The 23,727-nt window shown below is 65.3% G+C and carries 21 protein-coding genes and 1 pseudogene; 13 read left to right on the top strand and 9 right to left on the bottom strand.

Annotated features, from left to right (window positions below; translation table 11 throughout):
• The first annotated feature begins 100 nt into the window (after positions 1-100).
• Positions 101-1,390: a helix-turn-helix domain-containing protein gene (locus NOCYR_RS20065; protein ID WP_081505456.1), complete on the top strand. Its 1,290-nt coding sequence runs from the start codon at positions 101-103 to the stop codon at positions 1,388-1,390.
• Between the two features lie 572 nt (positions 1,391-1,962).
• On the opposite strand, the gene NOCYR_RS20070 is transcribed toward NOCYR_RS20065, so the two are convergent.
• A complete protein-coding gene (locus tag NOCYR_RS20070; protein ID WP_014352230.1) occupies positions 1,963-2,484 on the bottom strand; it encodes a hypothetical protein in 522 nt (173 codons plus the stop codon).
• 282 nt (positions 2,485-2,766) lie between these two features.
• Here NOCYR_RS20070 and NOCYR_RS20075 point away from each other — a divergent pair, with 282 nt between their 5' ends.
• Positions 2,767-3,345, top strand: coding sequence for a TetR/AcrR family transcriptional regulator (locus NOCYR_RS20075; RefSeq protein WP_014352232.1), 579 nt, complete (start codon positions 2,767-2,769; stop codon positions 3,343-3,345).
• 314 nt (positions 3,346-3,659) lie between these two features.
• Positions 3,660-4,280, top strand: coding sequence for a DUF305 domain-containing protein (locus tag NOCYR_RS20080; RefSeq protein ID WP_228792679.1), 621 nt, complete (start codon positions 3,660-3,662; stop codon positions 4,278-4,280).
• 372 nt (positions 4,281-4,652) lie between these two features.
• Here NOCYR_RS20080 and NOCYR_RS20085 read toward each other — a convergent pair whose 3' ends face one another.
• Positions 4,653-5,057, bottom strand: coding sequence for a four-helix bundle copper-binding protein (locus NOCYR_RS20085; RefSeq protein ID WP_036538568.1), 405 nt, complete (start codon positions 5,055-5,057; stop codon positions 4,653-4,655).
• Between the two features lie 245 nt (positions 5,058-5,302).
• On the opposite strand from NOCYR_RS20085, the pseudogene NOCYR_RS28570 reads away from it, so the two are divergent.
• The 4 genes and pseudogenes from NOCYR_RS28570 to NOCYR_RS28575 form a co-directional block, all read left to right on the top strand.
• Positions 5,303-5,533 (top strand): annotated as a pseudogene (locus NOCYR_RS28570) (NAD(P)-dependent oxidoreductase); the annotation flags it as partial.
• A 103-nt stretch (positions 5,534-5,636) separates the two neighbouring features.
• Positions 5,637-6,815: an NAD(P)/FAD-dependent oxidoreductase gene (locus NOCYR_RS20090; protein ID WP_014352235.1), complete on the top strand. Its 1,179-nt coding sequence runs from the start codon at positions 5,637-5,639 to the stop codon at positions 6,813-6,815.
• Positions 6,816-7,546: 731 nt separating this feature from the next.
• Positions 7,547-7,921, top strand: coding sequence for a BlaI/MecI/CopY family transcriptional regulator (locus tag NOCYR_RS20095; protein ID WP_014352236.1), 375 nt, complete (start codon positions 7,547-7,549; stop codon positions 7,919-7,921).
• Positions 7,918-8,877: a M56 family metallopeptidase gene (locus NOCYR_RS28575; protein ID WP_130917366.1), complete on the top strand. Its 960-nt coding sequence runs from the start codon at positions 7,918-7,920 to the stop codon at positions 8,875-8,877. The genes NOCYR_RS20095 and NOCYR_RS28575 overlap by 4 nt, the downstream gene beginning before the upstream one ends.
• A gap of 349 nt (positions 8,878-9,226) precedes the next feature.
• Here NOCYR_RS28575 and NOCYR_RS20105 read toward each other — a convergent pair whose 3' ends face one another.
• The 3 genes from NOCYR_RS20105 to NOCYR_RS30600 form a co-directional block, all read right to left on the bottom strand.
• Positions 9,227-11,479: a heavy metal translocating P-type ATPase gene (locus tag NOCYR_RS20105; protein ID WP_014352237.1), complete on the bottom strand. Its 2,253-nt coding sequence runs from the start codon at positions 11,477-11,479 to the stop codon at positions 9,227-9,229.
• 175 nt (positions 11,480-11,654) lie between these two features.
• Positions 11,655-11,864, bottom strand: a complete 210-nt coding sequence (locus NOCYR_RS20110; protein WP_036539195.1) for a heavy-metal-associated domain-containing protein — start codon at positions 11,862-11,864, stop codon at positions 11,655-11,657.
• 337 nt (positions 11,865-12,201) lie between these two features.
• Positions 12,202-12,666, bottom strand: a complete 465-nt coding sequence (locus tag NOCYR_RS30600; protein WP_231855969.1) for a rhodanese-like domain-containing protein — start codon at positions 12,664-12,666, stop codon at positions 12,202-12,204.
• A gap of 455 nt (positions 12,667-13,121) precedes the next feature.
• Here NOCYR_RS30600 and NOCYR_RS20120 point away from each other — a divergent pair, with 455 nt between their 5' ends.
• On the top strand, positions 13,122-14,501 hold the full coding sequence (locus tag NOCYR_RS20120; RefSeq protein ID WP_014352240.1) for an MFS transporter: 1,380 nt from the start codon (positions 13,122-13,124) through the stop codon (positions 14,499-14,501).
• 77 nt (positions 14,502-14,578) lie between these two features.
• Here NOCYR_RS20120 and NOCYR_RS20125 read toward each other — a convergent pair whose 3' ends face one another.
• The 3 genes from NOCYR_RS20125 to NOCYR_RS20135 form a co-directional block, all read right to left on the bottom strand.
• Positions 14,579-14,995 carry a cupredoxin domain-containing protein gene (locus tag NOCYR_RS20125; protein ID WP_048833557.1) on the bottom strand — a complete coding sequence of 139 codons (417 nt, stop codon included), beginning with the start codon at positions 14,993-14,995 and terminating at the stop codon, positions 14,579-14,581.
• Positions 14,996-15,172: 177 nt separating this feature from the next.
• Entirely contained in the window at positions 15,173-16,540 is a 1,368-nt protein-coding gene (locus NOCYR_RS20130; RefSeq protein ID WP_014352241.1) for an MFS transporter, read from the bottom strand.
• Positions 16,537-17,664, bottom strand: a complete 1,128-nt coding sequence (locus NOCYR_RS20135; protein WP_014352242.1) for a PLP-dependent cysteine synthase family protein — start codon at positions 17,662-17,664, stop codon at positions 16,537-16,539. Before NOCYR_RS20135 ends, NOCYR_RS20130 begins: the two co-directional genes overlap by 4 nt.
• Between NOCYR_RS20135 and NOCYR_RS29370 the strand changes: the two genes are divergently transcribed.
• The 3 genes from NOCYR_RS29370 to NOCYR_RS20150 all read left to right on the top strand — a co-directional run bounded on the left by NOCYR_RS29370 (position 17,663) and on the right by NOCYR_RS20150 (position 20,451).
• Positions 17,663-18,178, top strand: a complete 516-nt coding sequence (locus NOCYR_RS29370) for a hypothetical protein (protein ID WP_130917368.1) — start codon at positions 17,663-17,665, stop codon at positions 18,176-18,178. The genes NOCYR_RS20135 and NOCYR_RS29370 overlap by 2 nt on opposite strands.
• A gap of 371 nt (positions 18,179-18,549) precedes the next feature.
• On the top strand, positions 18,550-18,765 hold the full coding sequence (locus NOCYR_RS20145; RefSeq protein WP_036539192.1) for a hypothetical protein: 216 nt from the start codon (positions 18,550-18,552) through the stop codon (positions 18,763-18,765).
• Between the two features lie 129 nt (positions 18,766-18,894).
• A complete protein-coding gene (locus tag NOCYR_RS20150; RefSeq protein WP_036538648.1) occupies positions 18,895-20,451 on the top strand; it encodes a multicopper oxidase family protein in 1,557 nt (518 codons plus the stop codon).
• 119 nt (positions 20,452-20,570) lie between these two features.
• On the opposite strand, the gene NOCYR_RS28580 is transcribed toward NOCYR_RS20150, so the two are convergent.
• Positions 20,571-21,632, bottom strand: a complete 1,062-nt coding sequence (locus NOCYR_RS28580) for an AraC family transcriptional regulator ligand-binding domain-containing protein (protein ID WP_081505459.1) — start codon at positions 21,630-21,632, stop codon at positions 20,571-20,573.
• Positions 21,633-21,720: 88 nt separating this feature from the next.
• Between NOCYR_RS28580 and NOCYR_RS29375 the strand changes: the two genes are divergently transcribed.
• Positions 21,721-22,101 (top strand): hypothetical protein, encoded by a 381-nt coding sequence (locus NOCYR_RS29375; RefSeq protein WP_130917371.1) that lies wholly within the window; start codon positions 21,721-21,723, stop codon positions 22,099-22,101.
• Positions 22,102-23,348: 1,247 nt separating this feature from the next.
• A complete protein-coding gene (locus NOCYR_RS28585; protein ID WP_014352245.1) occupies positions 23,349-23,708 on the top strand; it encodes a hypothetical protein in 360 nt (119 codons plus the stop codon).
• Positions 23,709-23,727: the final 19 nt, after the last annotated feature.

Genomic DNA, 23,727 nt, shown 5'->3' on the forward strand with positions numbered 1-23,727 from the left:
ATCGAGGTGATCACATGAGCCTTCACAAACTCTCACCAGCCCGGGTGTGGCAGGCATATCGTGGTCGGACAACCACATTCGGCAGCCAGGTGGGGTCGGGATGCACGAGACACAATCGACGTTGGGTTCGATGCTGGGGAAAGCCCGCCTCGATGCGGGGATGACCCAACAGGCGGTCGCCAGTCAGTGCCGTGTTTCCCGCTCCTACATCGCCCATATCGAAGCCGGGCGAGCAACGCCGCCGGATCGCCGGTTCTGGATGGCCGCCGATGCGGCCGTGCGCGCCGGCGGAACGCTCGTCAGCGCATACGACGCGCACACCGGGCGACGGTTCACCGTGGACCCCAACCCGGCGGACCTGCACCTGTCCCTCGACCTGAAGGCGTGGATCGACATGAACCGACGAGAGCTGTTGAGTTTCCTCGCCGCCGCCGGGACACTTCCGGCGGCCGCGGTGCTGGCCGGGCTCGACGAGCCCGAACGCGCCCGGCTCGGGTACGCGCTCGGCGGCCGAGTCGACGAAGCCGCGATCCGCCAGCTCGAGGCGGTCTGCGATGTGACCGCCCAGCAATACGAGGCATTCGGCCCGCGAGCGGTCGCCGCGATCCGGCGCGGGCAGGCCGAGCTCGTCGAAACGCTGCTGCCCGACTGCCCTTCCAAGCTCAAACCGCGCCTGCACGCCGTGCGGGCCTCGCTGGCCCGGGTGATCGGCTGGCAAGCCTACGACGCCGGCGACATCCGCACTGCGACCACGCATTACGAGGTCGCCCGCAAAGCCGCCGACGACGCCGGAGACCCGGCACTGACCGCACTAGTGCTCTGCAACGCCTCCCTCGCCGCCACCCGCGACGGACGCCCCGGCCTCGGAGTCGACCACGCCACCGCCGCACACTGGTGGGCCACCCGCGCCGGCGACCGCCTACTCGCCGCCTACGCCCTCGACATGGCCGCCGAAGCCCACGCCGAACGCGGCGACGCACGCGAAACCCGCTCCGCCCTCGCCGAAGCCGACGACCTCGTCCACACGGCCGAATCCGACATGCCGAGCTGGGTATTCGATCGCGCGATCCACGCCGGATTCGCCTCCGAATGCCTGGTCAAACTCGGTGACCGCCAGCCCGCGGTCGACGCCGCCCGCGACTGCGTCGACCTGATCGACCCCGCCTACGCCCTCTCGCGCGGCTTCGCCGACATCGGCCTGGCCGCAGCGCTGTGCCACGCAGGCGACATCGACGAAGCAGCCGCACTCACCCGCACCACCAGCACCGTCGCCACCGCCTACGGCTCACCCCGCCTCGCCACCGAGGTCCACGCCACCCACACAGCCCTGCGCGCTGCCGCACCCAACTCCACTGCCGTCCGCGAACTCGACGCCGCCCTCGCGGTCTGACGTCCGCGGGCGCGGCCCGCGGACGTCGCATGGTGGCCTCGATGCGGCCGGCACAGGGCGGCTTCGCCTGTTGGTGTCCACCGGCGGGCGTCTTCGGGGGCCGAGATGTTGGACAACTGTCATGCCCCGTTCAAGGTGGCGCTCGCCTATCGCGGCTTGTGATGTCCGGTTGCGTGCAGGTAAGCCAGTGTGCCCCAGTACTTGTTGCCGCCCCGTCAGACTTCACGGGGCTTAGGCACACATATTCGACGTTCCCTATCGGGGCAGAATTCGCTTCCTATCACCAGCTGACCAGGACAGCTCCCAGGTCACGCGCGTTCCCATCTCCCACGTGCCCCGCCAGAGCGCAACCAGCGCTACGTATGCGCAGGTCAGAACGATATGAGAGAAGGTGAAGCTGGACCAGGCCAGAAACCAGGTCACGGGTCGCAGATTCGTGCCCTAGGGTGCTCGCTCCAGCTAACGACACCCAAGATCGATACAGCGCCGACAAGCAGCCGTGTCCGCTGCTTTTGCACGGAGCCGGTCGCGTGCTTCACGCAACCTGGTCGGTGGTTGAAACCTGGGCCGAATCACCGCGCGACTCGCCCTTCTGCTGCGGCCTGTCGTGCGCGTAGCCCATACGGCGTGAGGCCACGAGGCTTGAAGACCGCCAGGATCATCGCACCAGCCAGAACCATAGCAGCGGCTGCGCAGTGGACAACGAAAGTCGGCGCCCGTAACTCAGTCAGTGTTGAGGATGGGCGCGCCGCGACGGCGGCATAGTGGTCGACCGTGCGGGTGTAAAGGATCAGGATAGCCGTCGCCACCACGTTGAGCATGAGTTTGAACAGCACCCAGTAATGACGGACCAGACCCCATGGTGTGCCAAGGGATTGAACGATGCCCGTCAATAGCGAACCGACCGATAGCGGCACCAGCACCCACCACGCGAGTGGTCGGACGACGAGATCGATCGCACGCACCACCTGCACGTCGGAACTAGTGATCCCGACGATGGCCAAGGTCAAGAACGTGAGAACCGCGCCGAACCACCCGACCGAGCTGCTGACGTGAACCGTGAGGGCAAGTTTTCGCCCGCGCGGGCTCAGCACCGCACGAGCTCGTCAGTGGTTGGCGCCGCGGCCAACTGAGCGTGTCGCCCCGGCCCGTGCTGACCACCGCTGACGAGCAGTCCGACAACGAGCAGCGCCACTAGGAGCGCGACGACGACTCCGGTCACTTTCACCCAGCGGGGCGTTCTCAGGCCGTGGGCACGTTGCGGTGAGCTGTTGGTCATCAGGAGCCCTTTCGGTTCGAGCGTCATTTCCTTCAAGACAATATGTCGCTATAATAAACAGTCTGTCTACAACGATGGCAGGATGTAACCTGGGCGGGTGCCGAAGTTGTGGAGCGAGACGATTGATTCGCACCGTCGCACGGTGCGTGAATCGATCCTCGACGCTGCCGCACGGTTGGCGATCGAGCACGGAGTGGCGTCGGTGACGATGTCGCGGATCGCCGAGCAGGCCGGGATCGGGCGGGCAACGCTGTACAAGTACTTCCCCGACGTAGGCTCGATTCTTGCCGCCTGGCATGAGCGCCAGGTCGGTCACCACTTGGAGCAGCTGGCGGTGGTGAGCGAGGCCGAGGCCGACCCGACGCAACGACTGGATGTCCTGTTGGGCACCTATGCGCAAATTCTTCGCGAATCCAGGCACCGTCACGACAGCGATCTAGGCGCGATGGTGCACCACAGCGGCCCGCACGTCGACCACGCCGAACAACGACTACGCCAGTTGATGACAGATGCGGTGGCCGCTGCGGCGGCGGCGGGCACGGTGAGGACGGATGCACCCGCGGGTGAGCTGGCAAACTACTGCTTGCATGCGTTGGATGCTGCGGTCTCGGCATCGTCGGACGCCGCGGTAGCCCGACTGATCACAGTGATCCGGGCCGGTTTGGAACCCGCCTGATCAGACATTGATTTCGGAACCGGGCGGGGCGGAATATTTCCAGCAATCGGAGGTAGTCGGTCTGCGTGGGGGTTTGCGCGAGGAGGTGAACGTGATGCTCGGGATGTGTATGCAGATGATGAATATGCTCCGCGACATGTGGAACATGATGTTCCCGTCCATGCCGATGTGAACCGGGCGCCAGCGATAGGCTGTGCTGTGCAGCGCCGTCAGCCGGGTGCCGGCCGATATTCTCCGCGGGCCAGGTCTTGGTCCGCGGTCGGCTGTCTGTCTTTCGACATGCAAGGTCATGTCCCGACTCCCGAGGAGTTCACATGTCTCGACGTTCCATCATCGCTCGAAGGCTCATTCCGTGTGTTGGATTGGTAGCCCTGGTCGTGGCCGGCTGCGGGAATGACGACGATGCCACACCGGTCCATCATTCCTCCACGACTTCGGCCGACTCTGCGACTGCGGCAACCGGCATCGCCCCTGCGGGCACCTTCAACGATGCCGATGTGACGTTCTTGCAGATGATGTATCCGCACCATGACCAGGCCGTGGAGATGGCCGAGCTGGTGCCAACGCGATCCCAGGATCAGCAGGTCATCGACCTCGCAGCCGGGATCAAAGCAGCTCAGCAGCCTGAGATGACCCAGATTCAATCCCTGCTGGCCAGTGCCGGAAAGCCGGACCCCGCCGACGGCACGATGAACCACGACATGCCCGGCATGATGTCGCCGGAGCAGATGTCCTCGCTCGGGGCGATGTCGGGGCCCGAGTTCGACAAGATGTGGTTGCAGATGATGATCGACCATCACCGCGGAGCGGTGGAGATGGCCCAAACCGAGATCGCCTCCGGAACCAACCCCCAGGCAAAACAAATGGCTGAAACCATCGTCGCCACACAGCAGCAAGAGATCGCCCAGATGGAAACACTTCTGGGACAAAAGTGAGCCCGTCCGGCCCGCTCGCGAAGCCCTGGCAGCCTCCCTTGCTATACGGGGCGTGGGACATGCGGGGTCGGAGCGCCGCTGGGTGGTCGGCGCAGTTCGTCGCTTTGCAGCTCGGCCGAGCGACTTGGTCGGCAGAACTCACCACCGGGACGGCCGTGCTGTCGGCCTAGTTATCACAGTGCTCGGCGCTGCATTCGGATGCCCGATAGGCATGACGGAAACGACTGGCCACCGCCGCCGGATCAACGAGCCGCCTACGTTGCTCTCCGGTGTTCGTAATCGGCGTGGGCGAAGGTCAATCCCCACATATCCAGCCCCGAGGTGTCGTGCCGGATATGTGGGATCGGCCGCCCGGGTTCGCCGAGTCGGTGATCAGCCGAGGGCCGCTATCAGCTCCCGGCACGCCGCTTCACAGCGCCGGCATGCCTGCGCGCAGACACGGCAGTGTTCGTGAGCGGTATGGCGTTCGCATTCATCGGCGCAACTCGCGCACGCGGTCGCGCACGCCTCGAGAAACGCCCGGGTCAAGTTCGCGTCGTAACCGGTGTGACGAGACACAACCCTTCCCGTCGTGTCGCAGATGTCGGCGCAGTCGAGATCTGACCTGATGCACTTGACCAGCTCGGCCACGCCCGGCTCGCTCAAACAGGCATCAGCGCACGCGGTACACGCCTGTGCGCATTCGAAACATCGCTCGATGCACGTAGCGAGCACGTTCCGGTCGACCCGGCCGAGATCGGCCGGATACGAGTCGAGCAGTTCAGCGACGGTACCCATGAATTTCCTCCTCGACGACAAGTCCAGCTGGTCGTCAGTGCATTACCCGGCTGCCCGGGCATAAAACCGGCCCGCCGCGGCGGATCGGCTGAGTCAACCGGTCCCGCACATCGGCCCCCACGCAGGCTCATGACTGGCGTCGAGTCAGTACATGGCGGGCGCCACACTTCGGAACGGTTGCCTTACCCCTGACTCATATCTACAGCCTTACTACGTAGATACCGTGCCCCATTCGAACACGCCGAGATCTGGCAAAGACCGTCGTCAACGCCGCCCGCGGTGGCCTGATCGACGAGCAGGCCCTGGCCGACGCCATCAAATCCGGCCACGGCCGTGCCGCCGGGCCGGGCGTGCTGGAGACCGCCCCATGCACCGACAGCCCGCTATTCGAGCTGCCCGAGGTCGTCGCGACCCCGCACCTGGGCGCTCCAACCGCCAAGGCCCAGGAGCGCGTGGGCACCACTGTCGCCAAGTCGGATCGCTCACTGGAATTGGGGACGCCTTGGCCTTTTGCCGCACGCAGGAGGTGTGGGGATTGTCACGTCAAGTAGATACCCTACGGGGGTAAGGTGTCTAGCTATGAGCGGATTCGATCGAGTAGTAGTGGTAGGGGCCTCCTTGGCTGGACTGCGCGCCGTCCAAGCGCTGCGGGACGTCGGCTTCCCTGGGGAGATCACGGTTATCGGCGCGGAAGCACACCTGCCGTATAACCGTCCACCCCTGTCGAAAAGCGCGCTGGACGGCGACGACGATGTCTCACTACCGGGAGCAGAGAGTCTCGGCGACGGATGGTTGCGCGGTCGGCGCGCCACAGCGCTACGCCAACAAGACAAAACGGTCGTCCTCGACGACGGCTCTGAAGTCCCGTATGACGGGCTCGTCATAGCGACCGGCGCACGGCCACGACAGCTCGGCGAACATCCCTCGTGGGTACATACTTTGCGCACGCTCGACGACGCGCTGACACTGCGGGCGGCGCTCGCCAACTGGCCTGATCGAGTGACAATCGTCGGCGGCGGGTTCATCGGCAGCGAAGTCGCTTCCACCGCCCGACGACAGGGCTTGTCGGTAACCCTTGTCGATGCCGGTCCATACCCGATGCTCGCCACCCTCGGCCGCCACGCGGCACGCTGGCTTGCCGGCCACCACACCCGCCACGGCGTCGAACTCGTAACAGGCTCACGAGTAAGGGCGTTCGACGAAGACGGCCTTCCAGCAGTTCGACTGGAGGACGGCCGGTCCATCCAAGCAGAGTTGGTCGTGGCCGGAATGGGCGTGGTGGCGGACACCGCCTGGCTGGAGGGAAGCGGTCTGAAACTCGATAGCGGAGTGATCGCAACGAACACGCTCTTCGCGGAAGGAACCGACACTATAGTCGCGGCAGGCGATGTCGCACGCTGGTCCCACGACCTCTTCGCCGGGGCACTCGTTCGAGTCGAGCACTGGGCCAACGCCAATGAGCAAGGCGCGCTCGCCGCCCGCAACCTCCTTGCCGGACCATCTGCAGCGCAGCCGTACTCGGCTGTCCCTTCGTTCGCCACTCACATACATGGCGCCCGAATCCAGACCGCCGGCCTGCCCTACCTCGCCGATGAGGAGCGTATCGTCTTCGGTGCTGTCGAGGACGATCAGTTTGCTACCGCGTTCTTGGCGAACGGCGTTCTGGTGGGTGCGGTCGCAGTGAATGCCCACAAAGAGTTGAACCGGTTCCGGCGCGCTATCGCCGCGCGGGCGTCCTTGGGGGACATCGCTGTGTGACAGTCCAGTGCGGCGGTCGACCGCAATCACATTCTCGGATGCGCTGGTGGGCCGGTGGCCCGCCGATTCTCGGGCGACTCGCCGTCGGCTGTCAGCGCAGAAGACTACCTGGAGTTGCGGCATATCGACCGGACGCGGAGCGCCCGCCGGACCACTGGCATGCAGCTTCCCGCCAGCATGCGGATGAAAACCGCACGAGACGACCAACCGAGGTCGGCCGATTCATGGATTCGATCCGGCCGACCTCGACTGGAATCGCTACATCATCGGGCAGGTCGAGCCCATCATCCGACAGAGCATGCCGCAGATCATTTGGACGGGGTTCATCTCACCTCCTCCTATCACAGCTCCCACCGGAAGCCGAACGAATACGACGGCCATGAGGCGATTACCACGGCTATAGAGCCTGGCCACCCAACCCCAGCGAACTACTATATACGTACGTAACTAGTAGAGTAAGTGCGGCAGAGAACCTGGATCTATCTGGACGCGAGCTTTCGAGCGCTTCTACAGCAGCCACCCAAACCTGTCAACAACGAGCAGGTTGGCCATCCCCCACACAACGCGACACACGTAGGAGATGCCCACCGGCACTGCCAAGCTCGCCGACCGGTTACGATTTATGTACACAGATAGTATCCAGGTGGGTGGAGTCCCTACCTGTCATCGGCCGCGCTCACAACCACCACAACGGTGGAGTTGAGCGAGGATCAGTTCGAGGAGGAGACCGATTGGCACATCGTTTCGGCGATCTGGAGGCGGTCGTCATGGACCGGATCTGGTCAGCCGACGATACGACAACGGTGCGTGAGGTGTTCGAGGACCTACTCCAAGTCCGGGAGATGGCCTATACCACCGTGATGACCACGATGGATAACCTGCACCGAAAGGGCTGGCTGGAGCGAGAGCGGCGAGGTCGAGCTTACGTCTACTGGCCTTCGTTGAGCCGCGAACAATACAGCGCCAAACTTATGCGCGACGCCCTCGGCGGCGGCCGTTCAGACCTGATTCTCGCGCACTTCGTCGAACAGATCAGCGACGATGAATCGGCGGCTCTGCGGACGGTGTTGCGGGGCGTCGCCGCCCGGCGGGGGAAGAAGGAGTGAGCCTCGCCATCTGCCTGCTTGTCTACGCCACAGTCGTGTGCGTGGTCTCGCCACGGCTACTGCCCCGCCTGACAGGTCTCGGAAGCACCCCAACCGCCGCGGTCGCGGCATGGCTGGTTGCACTGGCGAGCGTTGTTGCCTCATGGGTCGGCGCAGCTATCGCACTCACCGCAGAGCTCGTGCGAACGTGGGACCGGCCGGCCTCGTCGATACTCGGCGCATGTCTCGCAGCGGTACGTACGGCCGGCAGCGGGCACTACGGCTTCGCCGCCCAAATCGGCGTGGCAACATTTGCCGTCGCGCTGTCGGGCTTCTTGATGGCAGTGGCGGTTCGCATTGCCCGAGCGCTCGCACGTGCCCGGAAGATCAGCGCGGAGCATGCCCGGTCGGCACATATCGTAGGGCGCCGTGTGCCGGGCGTGGACGGGGTCGTCATCGACGCGCCAGAGAAGGCCGCGTATTGCGTTGCTGGACGGCCGGGGACTGTCGTGGTCACCAGCGCCGCGGTGGCCGCACTCGATGTCGACCATTTGGAAGCTGTCCTCGCCCATGAACGAGCGCACCTCGATGGGCGACACCACCTTGTGCTCGCGGTAACTCGTGCTCTCGCGAACGTATTGCCGCGCCTCCAGCTGTTCGGCGTCGCTCGGAACGAGGTTGCCCAACTGCTGGAAATGTGCGCCGACGATCGAGCGGCCCGCAGGCACGGGCGGACCACCGTTCTGTCCGCGATTGTTCGCCTGTCCGACGCTCCCGTTCCCCGGCGAGCACTTGGTGCCAGTTCAGTCGGCATCAGCGCACGGATCAGACGACTGGATGGCCCAGTCTCTGCCGTCGAATTGATGCGTTCCCGCCTGCTGCTTTCCGTATTCGCTGCTGTGGTCGGTGCTTCGCCATTTCTCGCAGCCTCCGGCGCCGTCTACGGGTTGGCCATATGCATGCCGCTGACCAGCTGAGCCATAGCCCTTCCCGCGAAACGCAAAGTCATGACGCTCGGAAGGCGGATCTGCCGAGGCGATCACCACCCGACCGAGTTTCGGCCCCGGAAGTCGAGGAGTCGAATGAGGGGTCAGTGGCAGCGCTGCGACGCCGCCTGCTTTCGGTCAGGTCCTGTGCACTGTCCGTGCACTCGTGATGAGCTGCTGGATTGCAGTGGCGGCGCAGGCGACCGCGCAGCGGGCGACGGTCTGGGTGATCTCGTGACCGGCGATTCGTGCCACTGCTATTGACAGATTCCGCACTCTGTACTCCCTTCACCAGGACGGGCGGGCCGATAAGCCGTCTCGCCCGTTCTTTGTTGTGCTGTTACTGCGCGGTGGAGCGGAAGTTGCGCAACCGCAGGCTGTTGCTGACCACGAATACCGAGGAGAACGCCATCGCGGCGCCGGCCAGCATCGGGTTCAGCAGGCCCGCCATGGCCAGCGGGATCGCGGCCACGTTGTAGGCGAAGGCCCAGAACAGGTTGCCCTTGATGGTGGCAAGGGTGCGCCGGGACAGCCGGATCGCATCCGCGGCCGCGCGCAGATCACCCCGCACCAGCGTCAGGTCGCTGGCCTCGATGGCGACGTCGGTGCCGGTGCCCATCGCCAGGCCCAGATCGGCCTGGGCCAGCGCGGCCGCATCGTTGACGCCGTCGCCGACCATCGCGACCACCTTGCCCTCGGCCTGCAACCGCTTGACGGTCTCGACCTTGTCCTGCGGCAGCACCTCCGCGATCACCTCGTCGATGCCCACCTGATCGCCGATCGCGCGGGCCGCGGCAGCGTTGTCGCCGGTCAGCATGATCGGGGTCAGGCCGAGCGCACGCAACTGGGTGATCGCCTGCGCGGAGGTCGGTTTCACCGCATCCGCCACCACGAGCACCCCGCGCGCCTTACCGTCCCAGCCGATCGCGACGGCGGTCTTGCCCTCGGCCTCGGCGGCCGCCATGGCGCGTTCGAGGTCGGCGTCGAGCTGCTGCGACCAGTCGGCCAGCAGCCGGGCCCGGCCGACGATCACCGCGTGACCGTCCACCACGCCCTGCACGCCGAGGCCCTCGATATTGGCGAAGTCCTCCACCAGCTTCAGCTCGCCAAGCTTCTCCCTGGCGCCCTTGGCGATGGCCTGGGCGATCGGGTGTTCGGAGGAATCCTCCAGCGCGCCGGCCAGCGCCAGCACCTCGTCGGCGGCTTCACCCTCGGCGGCGACGACGTCGAGCAGGGTCATCTTGCCGGTGGTGACGGTGCCGGTCTTGTCCAGCACCACCGTGTCGACCCGGCGGGTCGATTCGAGCACCTCGGGGCCCTTGATCAGGATGCCGAGCTGGGCGCCGCGCCCGGTGCCGACCATCAGCGCGGTCGGCGTGGCCAGGCCGAGGGCGCACGGGCAGGCGATGATCAGCACGGCCACCGCCGCGGTGAACGCCGCCGCGATCGCGCCGCCGGTGCCGAGCCAGAAGCCGAGGGTGGCCACCGACAGGGCGATGACGATCGGCACGAAGATGCCGGAGATCTTGTCCGCCAGCCGCTGGGCCTGCGCCTTACCGGTCTGCGCGTCCTCCACCAGCTTCGCCATCTGCGCGAGCTGGGTGTCGGAGCCGATGCGGGTGGCGCGCACCACGATCCGCCCGCCGACGTTGACGGTCGCGCCGACCACCGCGTCGTCCGTGCCGACCTCGACCGGCACCGATTCACCGGTCAGCATGGACGCGTCCACCGCCGAGGAACCCTCGACGATCACGCCATCGGTGGCGATCTTCTCGCCCGGCCGCACCACGAACCGATCACCGACGGCCAACTGCTCCACCGGAATCCGCTGCTCGGAGCCGCCGCGCAGCACCGAGACCTCCTTGGCCCCGAGCTCGAGCAGCGCCCGCAAGGCGGCGCCGGCCCGCCGCTTGGACCTGGCCTCGAAGAAGCGCCCCGCCAGGATGAACGTGGTCACACCGGCAGCGGCCTCGAGGTAGATGCTGCCGGACCCGTCCATCCGCGAGATGGTGAATTCGAACGGGTGCGTCATCCCCGGCGTGCCCGCGGTGCCCCAGAACAGCGCGTAGATCGACCAGCCGAACGCGGCCAGCGTGCCGATCGACACCAGCGTGTCCATGGTGGCGGTGGCGTGCCGCAGGTTGGTCCAGGCCGCCTTGTGGAAGGGCAGTGCGCCCCACACCACGACCGGCGCGGCCAGCGTCAGCGACAGCCACTGCCAGTTGGTGAACTGCAGGGCCGGGATCATCGCCATGGCGATCACCGGCACGGTCAGCACCAGCGAGACCAGCAGCCGGGTCCGCAGCGAGGCGGTGGGATCCTCCTCGACCGGTTCGGCGGCGGCCGTCTCGACCTTCGGCGCGGGCAGGGCGGCGGTGTAGCCGGCCTGTTCGACGGTGGCGATCAGCTCATCGGGGGAGATGTCGCCGGTGAAGTCGACGCGGGCCTTCTCGGTCGCGTAGTTCACCGTCGCGGTCACGCCGTCGAGCTTGTTCAGCTTCTTCTCGATGCGGTTGGCGCAGGACGCGCAGGTCATGCCACCGATCACCAATTCGACCTGCCCGGTGGCGGGTGGTTGTGTCGCGGTGGTCATGGGTCGCTCCGTTTCTCTGGTGCTAGGCAATTGTCGCTCGGTGCGGGGTCGGTGGGGTCGGGGGCCGGGTCAGTGACATCGGCGCATCGGCTCGACGGCCTGTGACGGGGCCGCGAGGGGCATCCGCGGACGGGGCTGACAATCGATTCCGGCCGGTCGAGAAGCCCCGGTCCGATCAGTCGGCCAGTTCGTAGCCGGCCTCGTCCACAGCTGCGGCGATTGCGTCAGGCTCAACCGGTGCTGCGCTGTCGATTGTCACTAGCCCGCTGGCGAGATCGACCGCGACGCTCGTGACTCCGTCGATCCTGCCGACCTCTTCACGGACCGATGAAGCGCAATGGCCGCAGGTCATCCCCCTGACGGTCACAGTGATGGTGTTGCTCATTCGTCTCACCTTCGATGTCGACGACAACTCCGGTTCTAACTATACCCCCGTAGGGTATATTGTCAATTGGGCGCTGCCACACAGGAACACTCAAAGGATCCCGCCGCCAACGGCGTGACATTGGGCCCGCCAGGCAATGACCGCAGCGCCCGAGAAGCTGCCGTCAGCCGTTTCGCCAGCGCACAACTTGCTTCGAACGCACCTCTGGGGCTACGGCAGCCGTGCGTCACCCAGTTGTGGAACTATCCCGAGTTCGGATCAGGACCGAGAGGGCGCGGAAGGCACGGCCCGGCCGGCCCGCCTGAAAGCTGCGAGGACGACACGGGGTCGTAGCCGTTTACTTCACACCGGTAGGCAGGGTCAGCAATACAGGTCGGCCGTCCGCCTGCCACGCCTGCATACCCCCTCGCAAATCGACCACATCCGTGTATCCGAGCGCAACGAGCGCTTGCATCGCATCGACGCTCATGCGTCCGCTCAGGCAATAGATGGCCAGCGGCGTCGCCCGGTCGGCGGGCAATTGCGCTGCCTGCGAGCTGATCTCGTTGTACGGAATCATCCGATCCGTACCGTCCAGATACCCCTCGAAGGGCACGTGAACGTTGATCGTCACCCGCGCAGGCTCGGCCATGGCCGCAGCGAATTCGGCGGGCGGCAGCAGTCGGCTCGATTCAGCTCGGACAGTCGTGGAGGGTGATGCCAAATCCGGTTCACCACCACTCCAGCACGCCGTGAGCTCGACAGCCAGAAGACAGATGAGAAGCAGCACCTGCCACCCTCGCACCAATCCGACGATGCCCACTCCCCCACTGTAGTGCGCAAATCGAGCCGGTCGAATCAGGCAGACCTGACCGCGGTCAATAGGCACCACACCAGCTCGAACTTTCCGCCCCGGCGCCGGCGCTGAGCCGGCCGTGCACACCAGCGAGATGCCGCCCAGCATCAAGTTGCCATATACCCCATGGGGGTATATGCTCGACGGCGTGAGGGAAACAAGATCCGCGAAGACCGGCGATGGCGCCACCCATGCCCGCCCCCGGCCTTCCTTGCGCCGTGCATGCCGTCGGGAACAACCACCCGTTCCGCGATTCAGCCACCGGGACATCGGCCCGACCACCGTTCGAACAACGAAATTCGCTGATCGAGCGCATGTTCCGCTAGCTCGCCACTTTCCCAGCGAGGAGTTCCGTCGTGTGTGAATGCCACTGTCGACGCACCCGTGACCCGCCACTCACAACAACTCGAGGAAGAGTTCCGATGTCCACCCTGTTCGCCCACCGTGACTACCTCCGTCTCTTCATTGCTCAAGTGTCGGGCTTGTTCGGCACCGGCTTGACCACCGTCGCTCTGGGATTGCTCGCCTACGAACTCGCCGGCGGTGACGCGGCCGCCGTGCTCGGCACCGCGCTGACCATCAAAATGGTCGTCTACGTCACCGTCGCACCGATCGTCGGCGCCTACGCCCACCGATTTCCACGCCGAGCATTCCTGACGTCGCTGCACCTTGTTCGTGCCGCCATCGTCCTGGCGCTGCCGTTCGTCGACCAGATCTGGCAGATCTACGTCCTGATCGCCATTCTCCAAACGGCCTCCGCCGCCTACACTCCCACCTACCAGGCCGTCATCCCCGATATCCTTCCCGATGAGCGCGACTACACCCGTGCCCTCTCGGCGACGCAGTTGGCCGCCACGATGGAGACCCTGCTCAGTCCGATGCTCGCCGCGGCCGCGCTGACGGTCATGAGCTTCCACTGGCTGTTCGTGGGTACCGCAATCGGCTTCGCGGTATCCGCAGCCCTGGTCGTCCTCACCCGCATCCCGGACGCGGCCGCCACTTCCGAAGACTCCTTCCGGGAACGGATCACTCTGGGCATGCGTATCTTCGCCGCGACACCCCGGCTGCGTGGCCTCCTCGGGCTGAACCTCGTCGTTGCCGCCGCGGGTTCGGTGATCATGGTCAATACCGTGAACTATGTGCGCGACACGCTCGGCGGGACACAGTCCGGAGTCGCGATATTGCTGGCCGCCAACGGGTTCGGCACAATGCTCGTCGCGCTCGGTTTGCCCCGGGTCCTCGATCGTGTCGGCGCGCGGCCGGTGATGCTCGCTGGTGCTGCCACGCTCGTCCTCGGACTGATCTCGGGAATCGCGCTCTCGACCGCAGGCGGTGGCGACTGGCGTTGGGGCGTCGCGATCGCAGTGTGGGCAATCATTGGATCGGGAACCGCGGCGATCTTGACGCCGACTGGACAGGTCCTGCGGCGATCGTCGCAGCCCGCCGACCGTCCCGCGCTCTTCGCGGCCCAGTTCTCGCTGTCACACCTGGCGTGGCTGCTCACCTATCCGATCGCCGGATGGCTGACCACCGCCGCCGGCTTCACCATGACCTGGGTGACGCTGGCAGTACTCGCAGGCGTGGGAGTTACCGTGGCCACGCGGGCATGGCCTCGTAGGGACCCAGAGGAGATCACGCACCTGCACGAGATCGGCACCATCCCGATGGACCGGCTCGCCGACGCCATTCGCGTGGACGACCGTTTCTACCAGCACACCCATGCGTATGTGATCGACGCGGACCACCGGCACTGGCCGGCCCGCACCGAACGGCAAACGGTAACCGCCATGGCAGCGGCCTGAAGTTTTTCTAACTGCAGTGAGGGCGGGCGTGAGCCCGCCCTCACTGCTCGTGAACTACCCGAAGTTGCAGATCATGATCAGCTCACCATGAGCATCGTGCTCATACCGAATTCACGGTGGCTGCCCACTGAGCACCAGAGCTCGTATGTGCCGGGCTGAAGGGCGACGGTGAGCTCGGTGGTCTCGCCACCATCGACGGTCTCGCTCCGAGCGGAGTTCACGCCGGGGCCTTCGATCACCAGGTCATGTGTCGAATTGCCGTTGTTCTGCACTACGAACGTGTATGTACCCGGCGACAGAGCCGCACTGGACAAAGCGATCGAGAACTCGGTTTCCTCGACCGTCACCCGTGCCGGGTTAACCGCGGTCGGCGATACCCCGTAATCGACGGCGGAACCATCCTCTGCCCCACATGCGACCAACACCGTCGCCAAAGCGGTCGCGGCGGCGACGGCGACTATCCGAGTTGTCCCATTGTCCCCGGTGGATTTCATCGCAACCTCCTCGAGATACGGAAGGCAGCAGTAATTCGATTCCCAAGCATCTCGAAGGCTACGCCTGGTCAACACACCATCGAGCGACTGTCACCGAACTGCAGTACTCGGCTGCGCGGATCGGGCGCCGGTGAGTCATCGGTCCTCCGGGCGCCGATGTGCCCGGCGCGATCGTGTTCAGTGCCTCTGCCGTCCGATCGCTGCGGACGACCACTGGCTCGAGCCGTTGTCGTCTCGTGGATCGTCCCGGTCGGCCGCAGCCTGCGAGCCCGCACGTGCCTGCTCGTCCTGCATTGCCATCGCCACAGGTTCCGGCGGCGAGGTGGCATGCGCGGCCCGGTCGAGTCGATGCAGCGCGAATGCCGCGACGACACCGATCAGCCCCAGCCCCAGCCACACCGCCCAGTCGGCCCCGGCATCGCGCGCGGCGCCCACGACCGCTCCGGCCGCGAGGTTCCCGGCCAGGATCCCGACGCCGACCACAGTGTTGTAGAAGCCGTAGTGAGTGGCTACCAGTTTTCCGCCGGACAGCGACACGACGGTGTCCATCTCGAACGGGAATACCGCCGCCGTGCCCACCGCCAACACCGCAGCCGACATCAAGAGCGCGGCGACGGCAGCGATGGTGCCGAACTGATCCGGGCCCGGGATGACCAACAGAGGCATGAAGGCCGCGGCCAGAATCCCCATACCGACGACAAGGCTGCGGCCGGGCCCCCAGCGCGCTTTGAACCATGCGGTGATACGCAGTTGGCCGACCACCGCCACCACCCCGGACACCACGAACACCGCCGATACCAGCGCCTGCGATCGATCGCCCGCGATGAATTCGGCCTGCAACGGCAGCGCGAGATAGACCTGGAACGACAACACATATGACCCGATCATCGCCACCGCGAACCACACGAATCGGCGGTTTGCGACCACGGTGCGCCAATCGTCGAGCACCGAGGTTCGCTCCGAGGGCTCGGCCGCGCGCCGCGCCGGAAGCGCGAACAGCTGCGCGACCGTCAATGCGGCGAACACGACCGCCGCAGCACCCGCTGTCACCTGGAAGTCGACAGCCATCAATGCCAGCCCGACCAATGGGCCGGCCAGGATCCCCGCCTGATAGAAGATATTGAAGACCGCGAATGCCTCCACGCGGCGCTCACCGGTGTCGGCCGCCAAGTACGCGCGCACAGCCGGGTTGAACAGCGCCCCAGCGAAGCCGGTGGCCGCCGAGGCAATCAGCAACCCCGGCAACGATGTGGCGAATACCAGGAGCGCGAATCCACCGGTGCGCAACAGACAGCCCATCACGATCAACGGCTTGTATCCGAGCCGGTCGGCGAGCGTACCGCCCACCAGAAACATGCCTTGCTGGGAGAAGTTGCGTACCCCGAGCACCAGCCCGACCGCCCACGCGGCCAGGCCGAGCGGTCCGGCCAAATATCCGGCCAGGTACGGCATCAACATGTAGAAGCCCAGGTTGATGCCGAACTGGTTGATCATCAGCAACCGGGCGGCGAGATCGAAGCTGCGGAATTGCCGGATCACCGTCATGAGGCCGCCTTCCCGGCCGTAGCCATGGTCTTGGGGTCGACAACGTTCTCGGAGCGGGTCCATGAGGTCACCACACGCTCGCCGGGATGGGCGATCGTATCCGGTTCAATCGGCGGTGCGACATCGAGCAACCCGTGTTCGGCGAGGTAGCGGTCGTTATAGATGGTGTCGAAGTAGCGTTGGGGGCCATCCGGGAACACCGCCGCGATCGTAGTGTCCGCACCGAAGGTGCGGGCCGCCCATCCCGCGACCAGCCCTACCGCGCCGACGCTCCATCCACCGGACGCATGGTGGGTCGCCGCGAGCGTTCGAGCGGCCCACACCGCCTCCGACGGCGCCACCCAGTGCACCTCGTCGAACGCCGGATAATCGACATTGGATGGGAAGATGCTGGAGCCGAGGCCACGCATCAGGCGGGGGCCGGCCGGTTGGCCGAAGATCGTGGACGCCACGGTATCCACACCGATCAACTTCAGGTCGGGGTTGAATCTGCGCAGCACCCGTGACACCCCCGCAGAGTGACCGCCCGTTCCGACCGCGCATACCAACACGTCGACTTTACCGAGCTGTTCCACCAGCTCGATCGCCAACGATTCATATCCATCGACATTGTCGGGATTGTTGTATTGGTCGGGGCTCCATGCCGTGGGGTCACGTTCCAGCAGCTCTGTGACGCGATCACGCCGCGCTTGCTGCCAACCGCCCGTCGGGTGAGGTTCGGTGACCAGATCGACTCGTGCGCCGTAGGCCGCGAGCAGCTGCGAAACGATCGGTTCCAAACCCGGGTCGGTCACCACGGTGACCGGGTGGCGGTGAACCATTCCGGCGAGGGCCAAACCCAAGCCCAAGGTTCCGCTGGTGGATTCGATGATCGGCGCTCCGGGTGCGAGATCTCCTCGTTCCTCGGCCCGCTGCACCATGTGCAGCGCTGGACGATCCTTCATACCGCCGGGGTTGGCTCCTTCGAGCTTGGCCCAGAACCCACGACCGGCCGGGGCCAGCGGAGCGCCGACCCACAGCACCGGGGTGTTGCCGACAAGGCCCTGGGGTCGCCGGGCCGGGCCTGGTGCACCGTTCAACCCGGCCGGGCCTTCGGCGCGAGCATCGAACATGATGTGGTTCATGACTGTCGCTTCCTGTATCAGAAACCGCCATTCAGGCGGCGCGAACGATGAAGGGGCAGCAAACTCCAGCCGGGCGGCACAACGACGCCGGCCTGCCGCTGACCTGTCAGCGTCGGGCGATACAGAATCGAGTCAGAACATCCCGCCCATATCCGGCGGGCGCGTGGTTGCCGGGTGGACCGCGCACACCGCCGCCGGCAACCGACAACGCGGCTGGAAAGGCGACGACGGCCGCTATCATCATCAAGCCCAGCAGGTGCAGGGACAGAGTTGGTGGCGCTCCGGCCGATGGCAGCGACTTCATGATGCAATGCGCGACGTGCGGCCCGCAGTGATCGTCGATGTCGGCGAGAACCTGGTGATCTTGTCCGTGGACTGCGTGATGGTCAGCATCGACGGCAAGCGCGATCGAAGTATCCGCATGTGCGTCATCTTCGAGAAACCCGCAATCGACCAGCGGCGCGATCAGCAGCATTGCGATCAGCAGCACCAGCAGGGAGCTGCTCCGCCGTAGCCAACCGATGGGGTTCACAGTGGCTTGGACTCTAGCAACCGACTCGCCGGCCACCCGGTAGGACCACGCAGTGAACTGGCGGTCAGCCCATTGCCTCTTCTGCGGCGGCGAGGGCATGTGGGTCGCGTCACCGCCGGCGCTATGTACATACATGCTCGGTGCTTGACGCATCACACCTCCATCCGCCGAATCGCTGGGCCGCCAACCGTTTTCAGTAGGATCGATAGTCCGTCCCAACTTGCCGATCAGCATACCCCTGTGGGGTATCAAGTCAAGTGCGGTCGACCTACCTCGGGAGGTTATCGACGCGCTCCAGTCGCGATAACATTCGCGCAACAATCTACTGCCTGAGTGCGTAATTTCTCTGACTTGTGACCAGATCCACGACCACAGGCCGGATCGGCGACGGCACCACCGTCGGTCGAGCGCGGATCGAGACCGACACGCCGCATACATACCGATGGCTGGCCACGCCGAATTCGGAAGAATCCGCCCTTCGACGCATCAGCGGCCGTTCTCCGGTCGGCTTGCTGCGCAAGCTGACGCTTGAACACCGCGACAAGATAGTAATCTACTATTTCATTTAGTAGAAGATCGGATACTTTGGGACGCAGCGGCGCTCTCTGCGGTTCCGAGAATCGTCGACACATCGAGACACAACGGGTGCGCGGCAGCCGTTGGTTCGCCCCGTCCCATCGAAGCGACAGGAGACCCAGATGTCCCGGTCCTGGCAGTCCCCACTTTCCCTGCCGATGAACAGGCGCGGTTTCCTGGCGGCCGGCGGGGCGACCGCTGCAGCCATCGTGTTGGGCGCGTGTTCGCGGGAGGAACCCGGTGCACGGACAGAAATCGGCCCAGGCTCCGATGCCGTCCGCGCGGCTGAAGACAGCCGCAGAGCCGCCGGCTCGGTGGTTCGTGCGGTGCGCTTGCGAGCCGAGCCGACAACAGTCGACCTCGGCGGTGTCACTGCGCGGACTTGGACCTACGGCGGACGGCTACCGGGCCAGGAGATCCGCCTGGCCCGGGGCGAGGTGTTGCGGGCAGAGATCGCGAACGCACTTCCGGCACCCACGACGATCCACTGGCACGGAGTAGCGCTGCGTAACGACATGGACGGCGTTCCGGACCTTACCCAGTCGCCCATCGCGTCCGGTACGACCTTCCAGTACGAGTTCACGGTCCCCGATGCAGGGACGTACTGGTTTCACCCGCATGTCGGTGTGCAGTTGGATCGGGGTCTTTACGCACCTCTGATCGTCGAGGACCCCGCCGACGGCAGCGACTACGATCTAGAAGCGGTCGTCGTGCTCGACGATTGGCTCGACGGCATCGATGGCCGTGATCCGGACCAACAGCTCAAACAGCTGCTCGACCAGGGAATGGCGGGCATGGATATGGGCGGCATGGGGCACGGTGAAATGGGTTCCGGTGCGTCTGCGCCGATGCAGATGCCAGCGGACCCGAATGCGCCGCTCGGCACAGACACAGGCGACGTCGAGTATCCGTACTTCCTGATCAACGGAAGGCTCGGTACCGACCCGGTCACTCTGACCGGTCGGCCAGGTCAGCGGATTCGACTGCGCATCATCAACGCGGCCTCCGACACCGCGTTCCGGGTCGCGGTCGGCGGACATCAACTGCGCGTCACCCATAGCGACGGATTTCCGGTCGAACCGGTCACGGGCGAATGCCTGCTCATCGGCATGGGTGAACGCTACGACGCCATCGTCGAGCTCGGTGATGGCGTCTTCCCGCTGGTCGCCGCAGCCGAAGGAAAAGCCGGCCAGGGTGTCGCGCTCATCCGTACCTCCGCGGGCGCACCACCGCCGGCCAACGCGCGCCCAGCCGAGCTCACCACCGCACCCATCACTGCCGGCCGCCTCACCGCCGACGAATCGGTGCGCCTGCCGAAGCGCACCCCGGACAGGACGCTCGACCTCACCCTCGGCGCGGACATGACCGAATACAAATGGACTATCAACGGGAAGGCTCACCCGCAGCACACACCGCTGGATGTCACCGAGGCACAGCGGGTCCGCCTGCGTTTCATCAACAAGACGATGATGTTCCATCCCATGCACCTGCATGGCCACACCTACCAAGTCGTCACACCCGCGGGAACCGGGCCCAGAAAAGACACCTCCGTCGTCCTGCCGATGCAGACCGTCGAAGTGGATCTCGACACCAACAATCCGGGCCAGTGGCTGGTTCACTGTCACAACGTCTATCACGGCGAGGCCGGGATGATGAGTGTGCTGTCCTACATCCGGTGACGTGGCCACGGCGCCCACCGTGGTGGTGGGCTATCCACTTCGCGGACCTTATGCGGATTCTCCCGCGTGGCACGGCGTTCCGGACTCTCAGGCGATCGTGATGGTGGACAGCTCTTCCATCAGAATCTGCAAGAGACGGCAGGACCAGCGAAAGAACTCGCCCACCGTAGCTGGGCCCGGCGCAAGCTGCGTTCATCACGGTATCCCAGACGAGCAGCGACAGCCCGCTGCGGCAGTGCCCGCTCCATCAGCCGAGCCTGTTCAGCACGCACGAGATCGACCTCGGCGCGCCAGCTTGTGCCTGCCTCGTCGAGACGACGTTGCAGCGTGCGTGGACTTATATGTAGTCGTGCGGCCACCTCTGTCAACCTCGGCGGACCCGCCGGCAAGCTCGCCGCGATCGTCGCCCTTAGTAGTGCCCGCCAGTCGCCGACCACCTGCGCGCCGCCAAGGAGCAGGTCGGCATGGCTACGCAGGATTTGCGGCAATCCCGGCCGCGGATGAGCCACTGGCGCCAAGGCGTCCGCGGCAAAAAACGTGATCGCGTTGTCGGGCTGCTCGTAATCGATCCTGGTTGTGCCGAGCAAGTCGGCAACTTCCCGATAGGCCGCGCCTCGGGGCGCTCGATGGGCGAAGCCGACTCGGACCGGAACGACTGTCCGCCCCGCCGCCTCGACGACACGCCGAGTCAACACACCAGCGGCGAATTCACCTACCGCTCCGGCCAGTTCGGGCTCCAGATCGCGAGACCGGTGCCGGACGACAACCAAATCTCCGTCCACGCGAACCTCGAGGCTTTCCCGGTCGGCATCGGCGAGAACTGCGAGATAGGTTGCGGCGTCGCGCAGTCCATCGAAGACCGTAAGGCCAGCGGTCAAGAGCTGATCCCACACGCCCAGCTCCCCAGGGACAGCACGGCTCGCCAGCTCGAGGCCCGCCCTCCCCCGCCCGCTGGCCTGGACCAGATATTCCCAGAGCAGCGTCGCGGATGCGGTTGCGACTCGGTTTCGGTCGTCACGGAGAGCCTCCGCGCTGGTCCCTGGGACGATGGCGCGACCGCTACCCGTGAGACCAGCGTCGCGAACCGCAGCGACCAGCAGCCTCATGATGGCGGTGGACACAGTTCCACTCGGCGGCTGCGGCGGCAGGCCTCTTGACGTGTTATGTCCGGTTTCTGGCATGTTCACGCGCCTCCGACGCGTACAGCGGCCTCTACGGTGAAATCCCAGCCCGATGAGGGTGCACGATTTTCACGGAGGACCTGCTGCAATGGAGATCAGCTATTCGACGTCAGTCGGCGAATACGCGATTGCGCTGAGCGTGGAAAGGGAACGTACAGGCTCAGTCCTGGAAGTCACGGTCACGCGAGCAAGTAGACCGGTCACCGACTTCGAGGGGCCGGTGCGGCTGTCGGTTCACCACGGAAATGTTGTAGTGCCCACAGAGCCATTGCTGATGACTGTGCGGCGGGATCTGCCACCACGCATACGCTTTCGCCTCAGCACTCGTTTTCCGGCCGGGTGTCGATTCCAGCTGACGTTCACACACGACGGGCGTACGTACATCGCCGAACTCACCGCGCCGGCCGGCCAGCGCCCACAACACCGCGGCTGGCGCAGCAGTTCGTGTTTCACGGTACCGGCGGGCTGAGACGTCGGCATACCGACTCCAGGTCACCGGCCTGGGCGCAGTTCCGTTCGGCGCGCCTGGCCGTCAGCGCCGATCGATACAGCAGTACAGAAGAATGTCTCGGCCGAAGCCGGACGGAGCTCGCGTGGGAGGGCCACGAACCGAACTCGCAGTGGAGGTGACCTCGATAGGATCGAGCGCACCGGCCAGGGCGATACCCACCACATGTGGTACGGGCACCAGCCGACGATCACCAGCGGTAGGCAGCACTGCGACCTGATCACACAGTGGGGATTCAGACGCGCAGTGAGGGTGCAGGGGGTCGATGGCCTGGACAGCCACGGCCTGCGCATGCTCGAGGCTGTTGTCGTGCGGATGGTGCGGCGGTGGTCCGACTTCGACGAAGGCGCCCGCAATAAGTAGAACGACAAGCACGGTCTGCGTCCACATCACAGAAATCCGACCGCCCAGTCTCACCGCGACAACATAGCAAGCCGAGCGGCCAGGTGCCCTAATGCCAGCTGAATGAGGCTTCGTCCGATTACATAGCTTGCGTTCGGCTTCGATCACCAAAAGGCCGCCGACGGACACCGAGGGGATGTCCGAGTACGAATGGCAGGTTGCCCATCAGCTGGGCTTCAACGGGACGAAACTGCGACACGCACGGTCAGGCAGCACGCTCGGTCGTCGAAGTCATGAGATCGGACACGAATCCACAATGGTTGAGGCGTAGCCTGTAGCCCCCCGAGGGTGCGTACCCCTTCCCAGTCCCGATTCCAGCGATGAACGACCGCCAAGTTGCTCAACTAGTCCGGCCCGCGTGGACAGCATGGCCCGGGGATCCCGCCTGGTTCGTCCTGTTGACCAGGGCCTGGTTTTACGATTTTTCTACGATTTTCACGCGGGACAGCATAGGAGGTTGCGGGAACACCGAAGCAGCATCGGGATCCAGATATAGCCGTCTACCTGCGCGAATAGGGAAATAACGGGAATCGGTGAGCAATGTTGGCGACCTGCGGAAACGCTGTGCCGACTTCATGACCAGTAAAGGATAGCCGTCACCGGGTTGCGCTTATTCCCGGCCGTTCGACGTCACCACGGGGTGAGCCGAGCCACCATCGGGATTCGCCATCGCATACCTATTGAATGAGCCGTTATTCAGCGGTACATTACTCGTCGATAGATGATCGCGGTCCGGCCGTTCCGCCCCGTGATCACCATGGCCGGGCCGTTCCGGCGCGGCGACTTTATCGAACGAGGTAACTCCGATGAGCCGAAACAACCCACAGCACAGCCGCACCCGGCGCACGGTCGCTCGCGTGGCCGTCGCCTCCGCCCTCGCGCTCGCGCCGGTGACGGTGCTGGCTGTCCCGGCGTTCGCCGCACCCGTTGCGCTGGAACCGAGTGCCGGTCTCGACGCTGCCGAGCGGCCCGGTCACGGGCGGCATGGTCACGGTCATGGCCATGGGCACGGGCGCGGTCATGGGCACGGTCATGGCGACTGGAACCACGGCCGGCACGGGCACGATCATGACTGGGACCGGGGCCGTCACGGCAAGCACGACTGGGATCGGGGCCACCACGGTCGCGGCTACTTCCCGCTGCCATCTACCGGCAGCGCTTTCTGACCTGCGCATTCGCCGAGTA

The organism is Nocardia cyriacigeorgica GUH-2 (assembly GCF_000284035.1).
GTDB classification, from domain to species: Bacteria; Actinomycetota; Actinomycetes; order Mycobacteriales; family Mycobacteriaceae; genus Nocardia; species Nocardia cyriacigeorgica_B.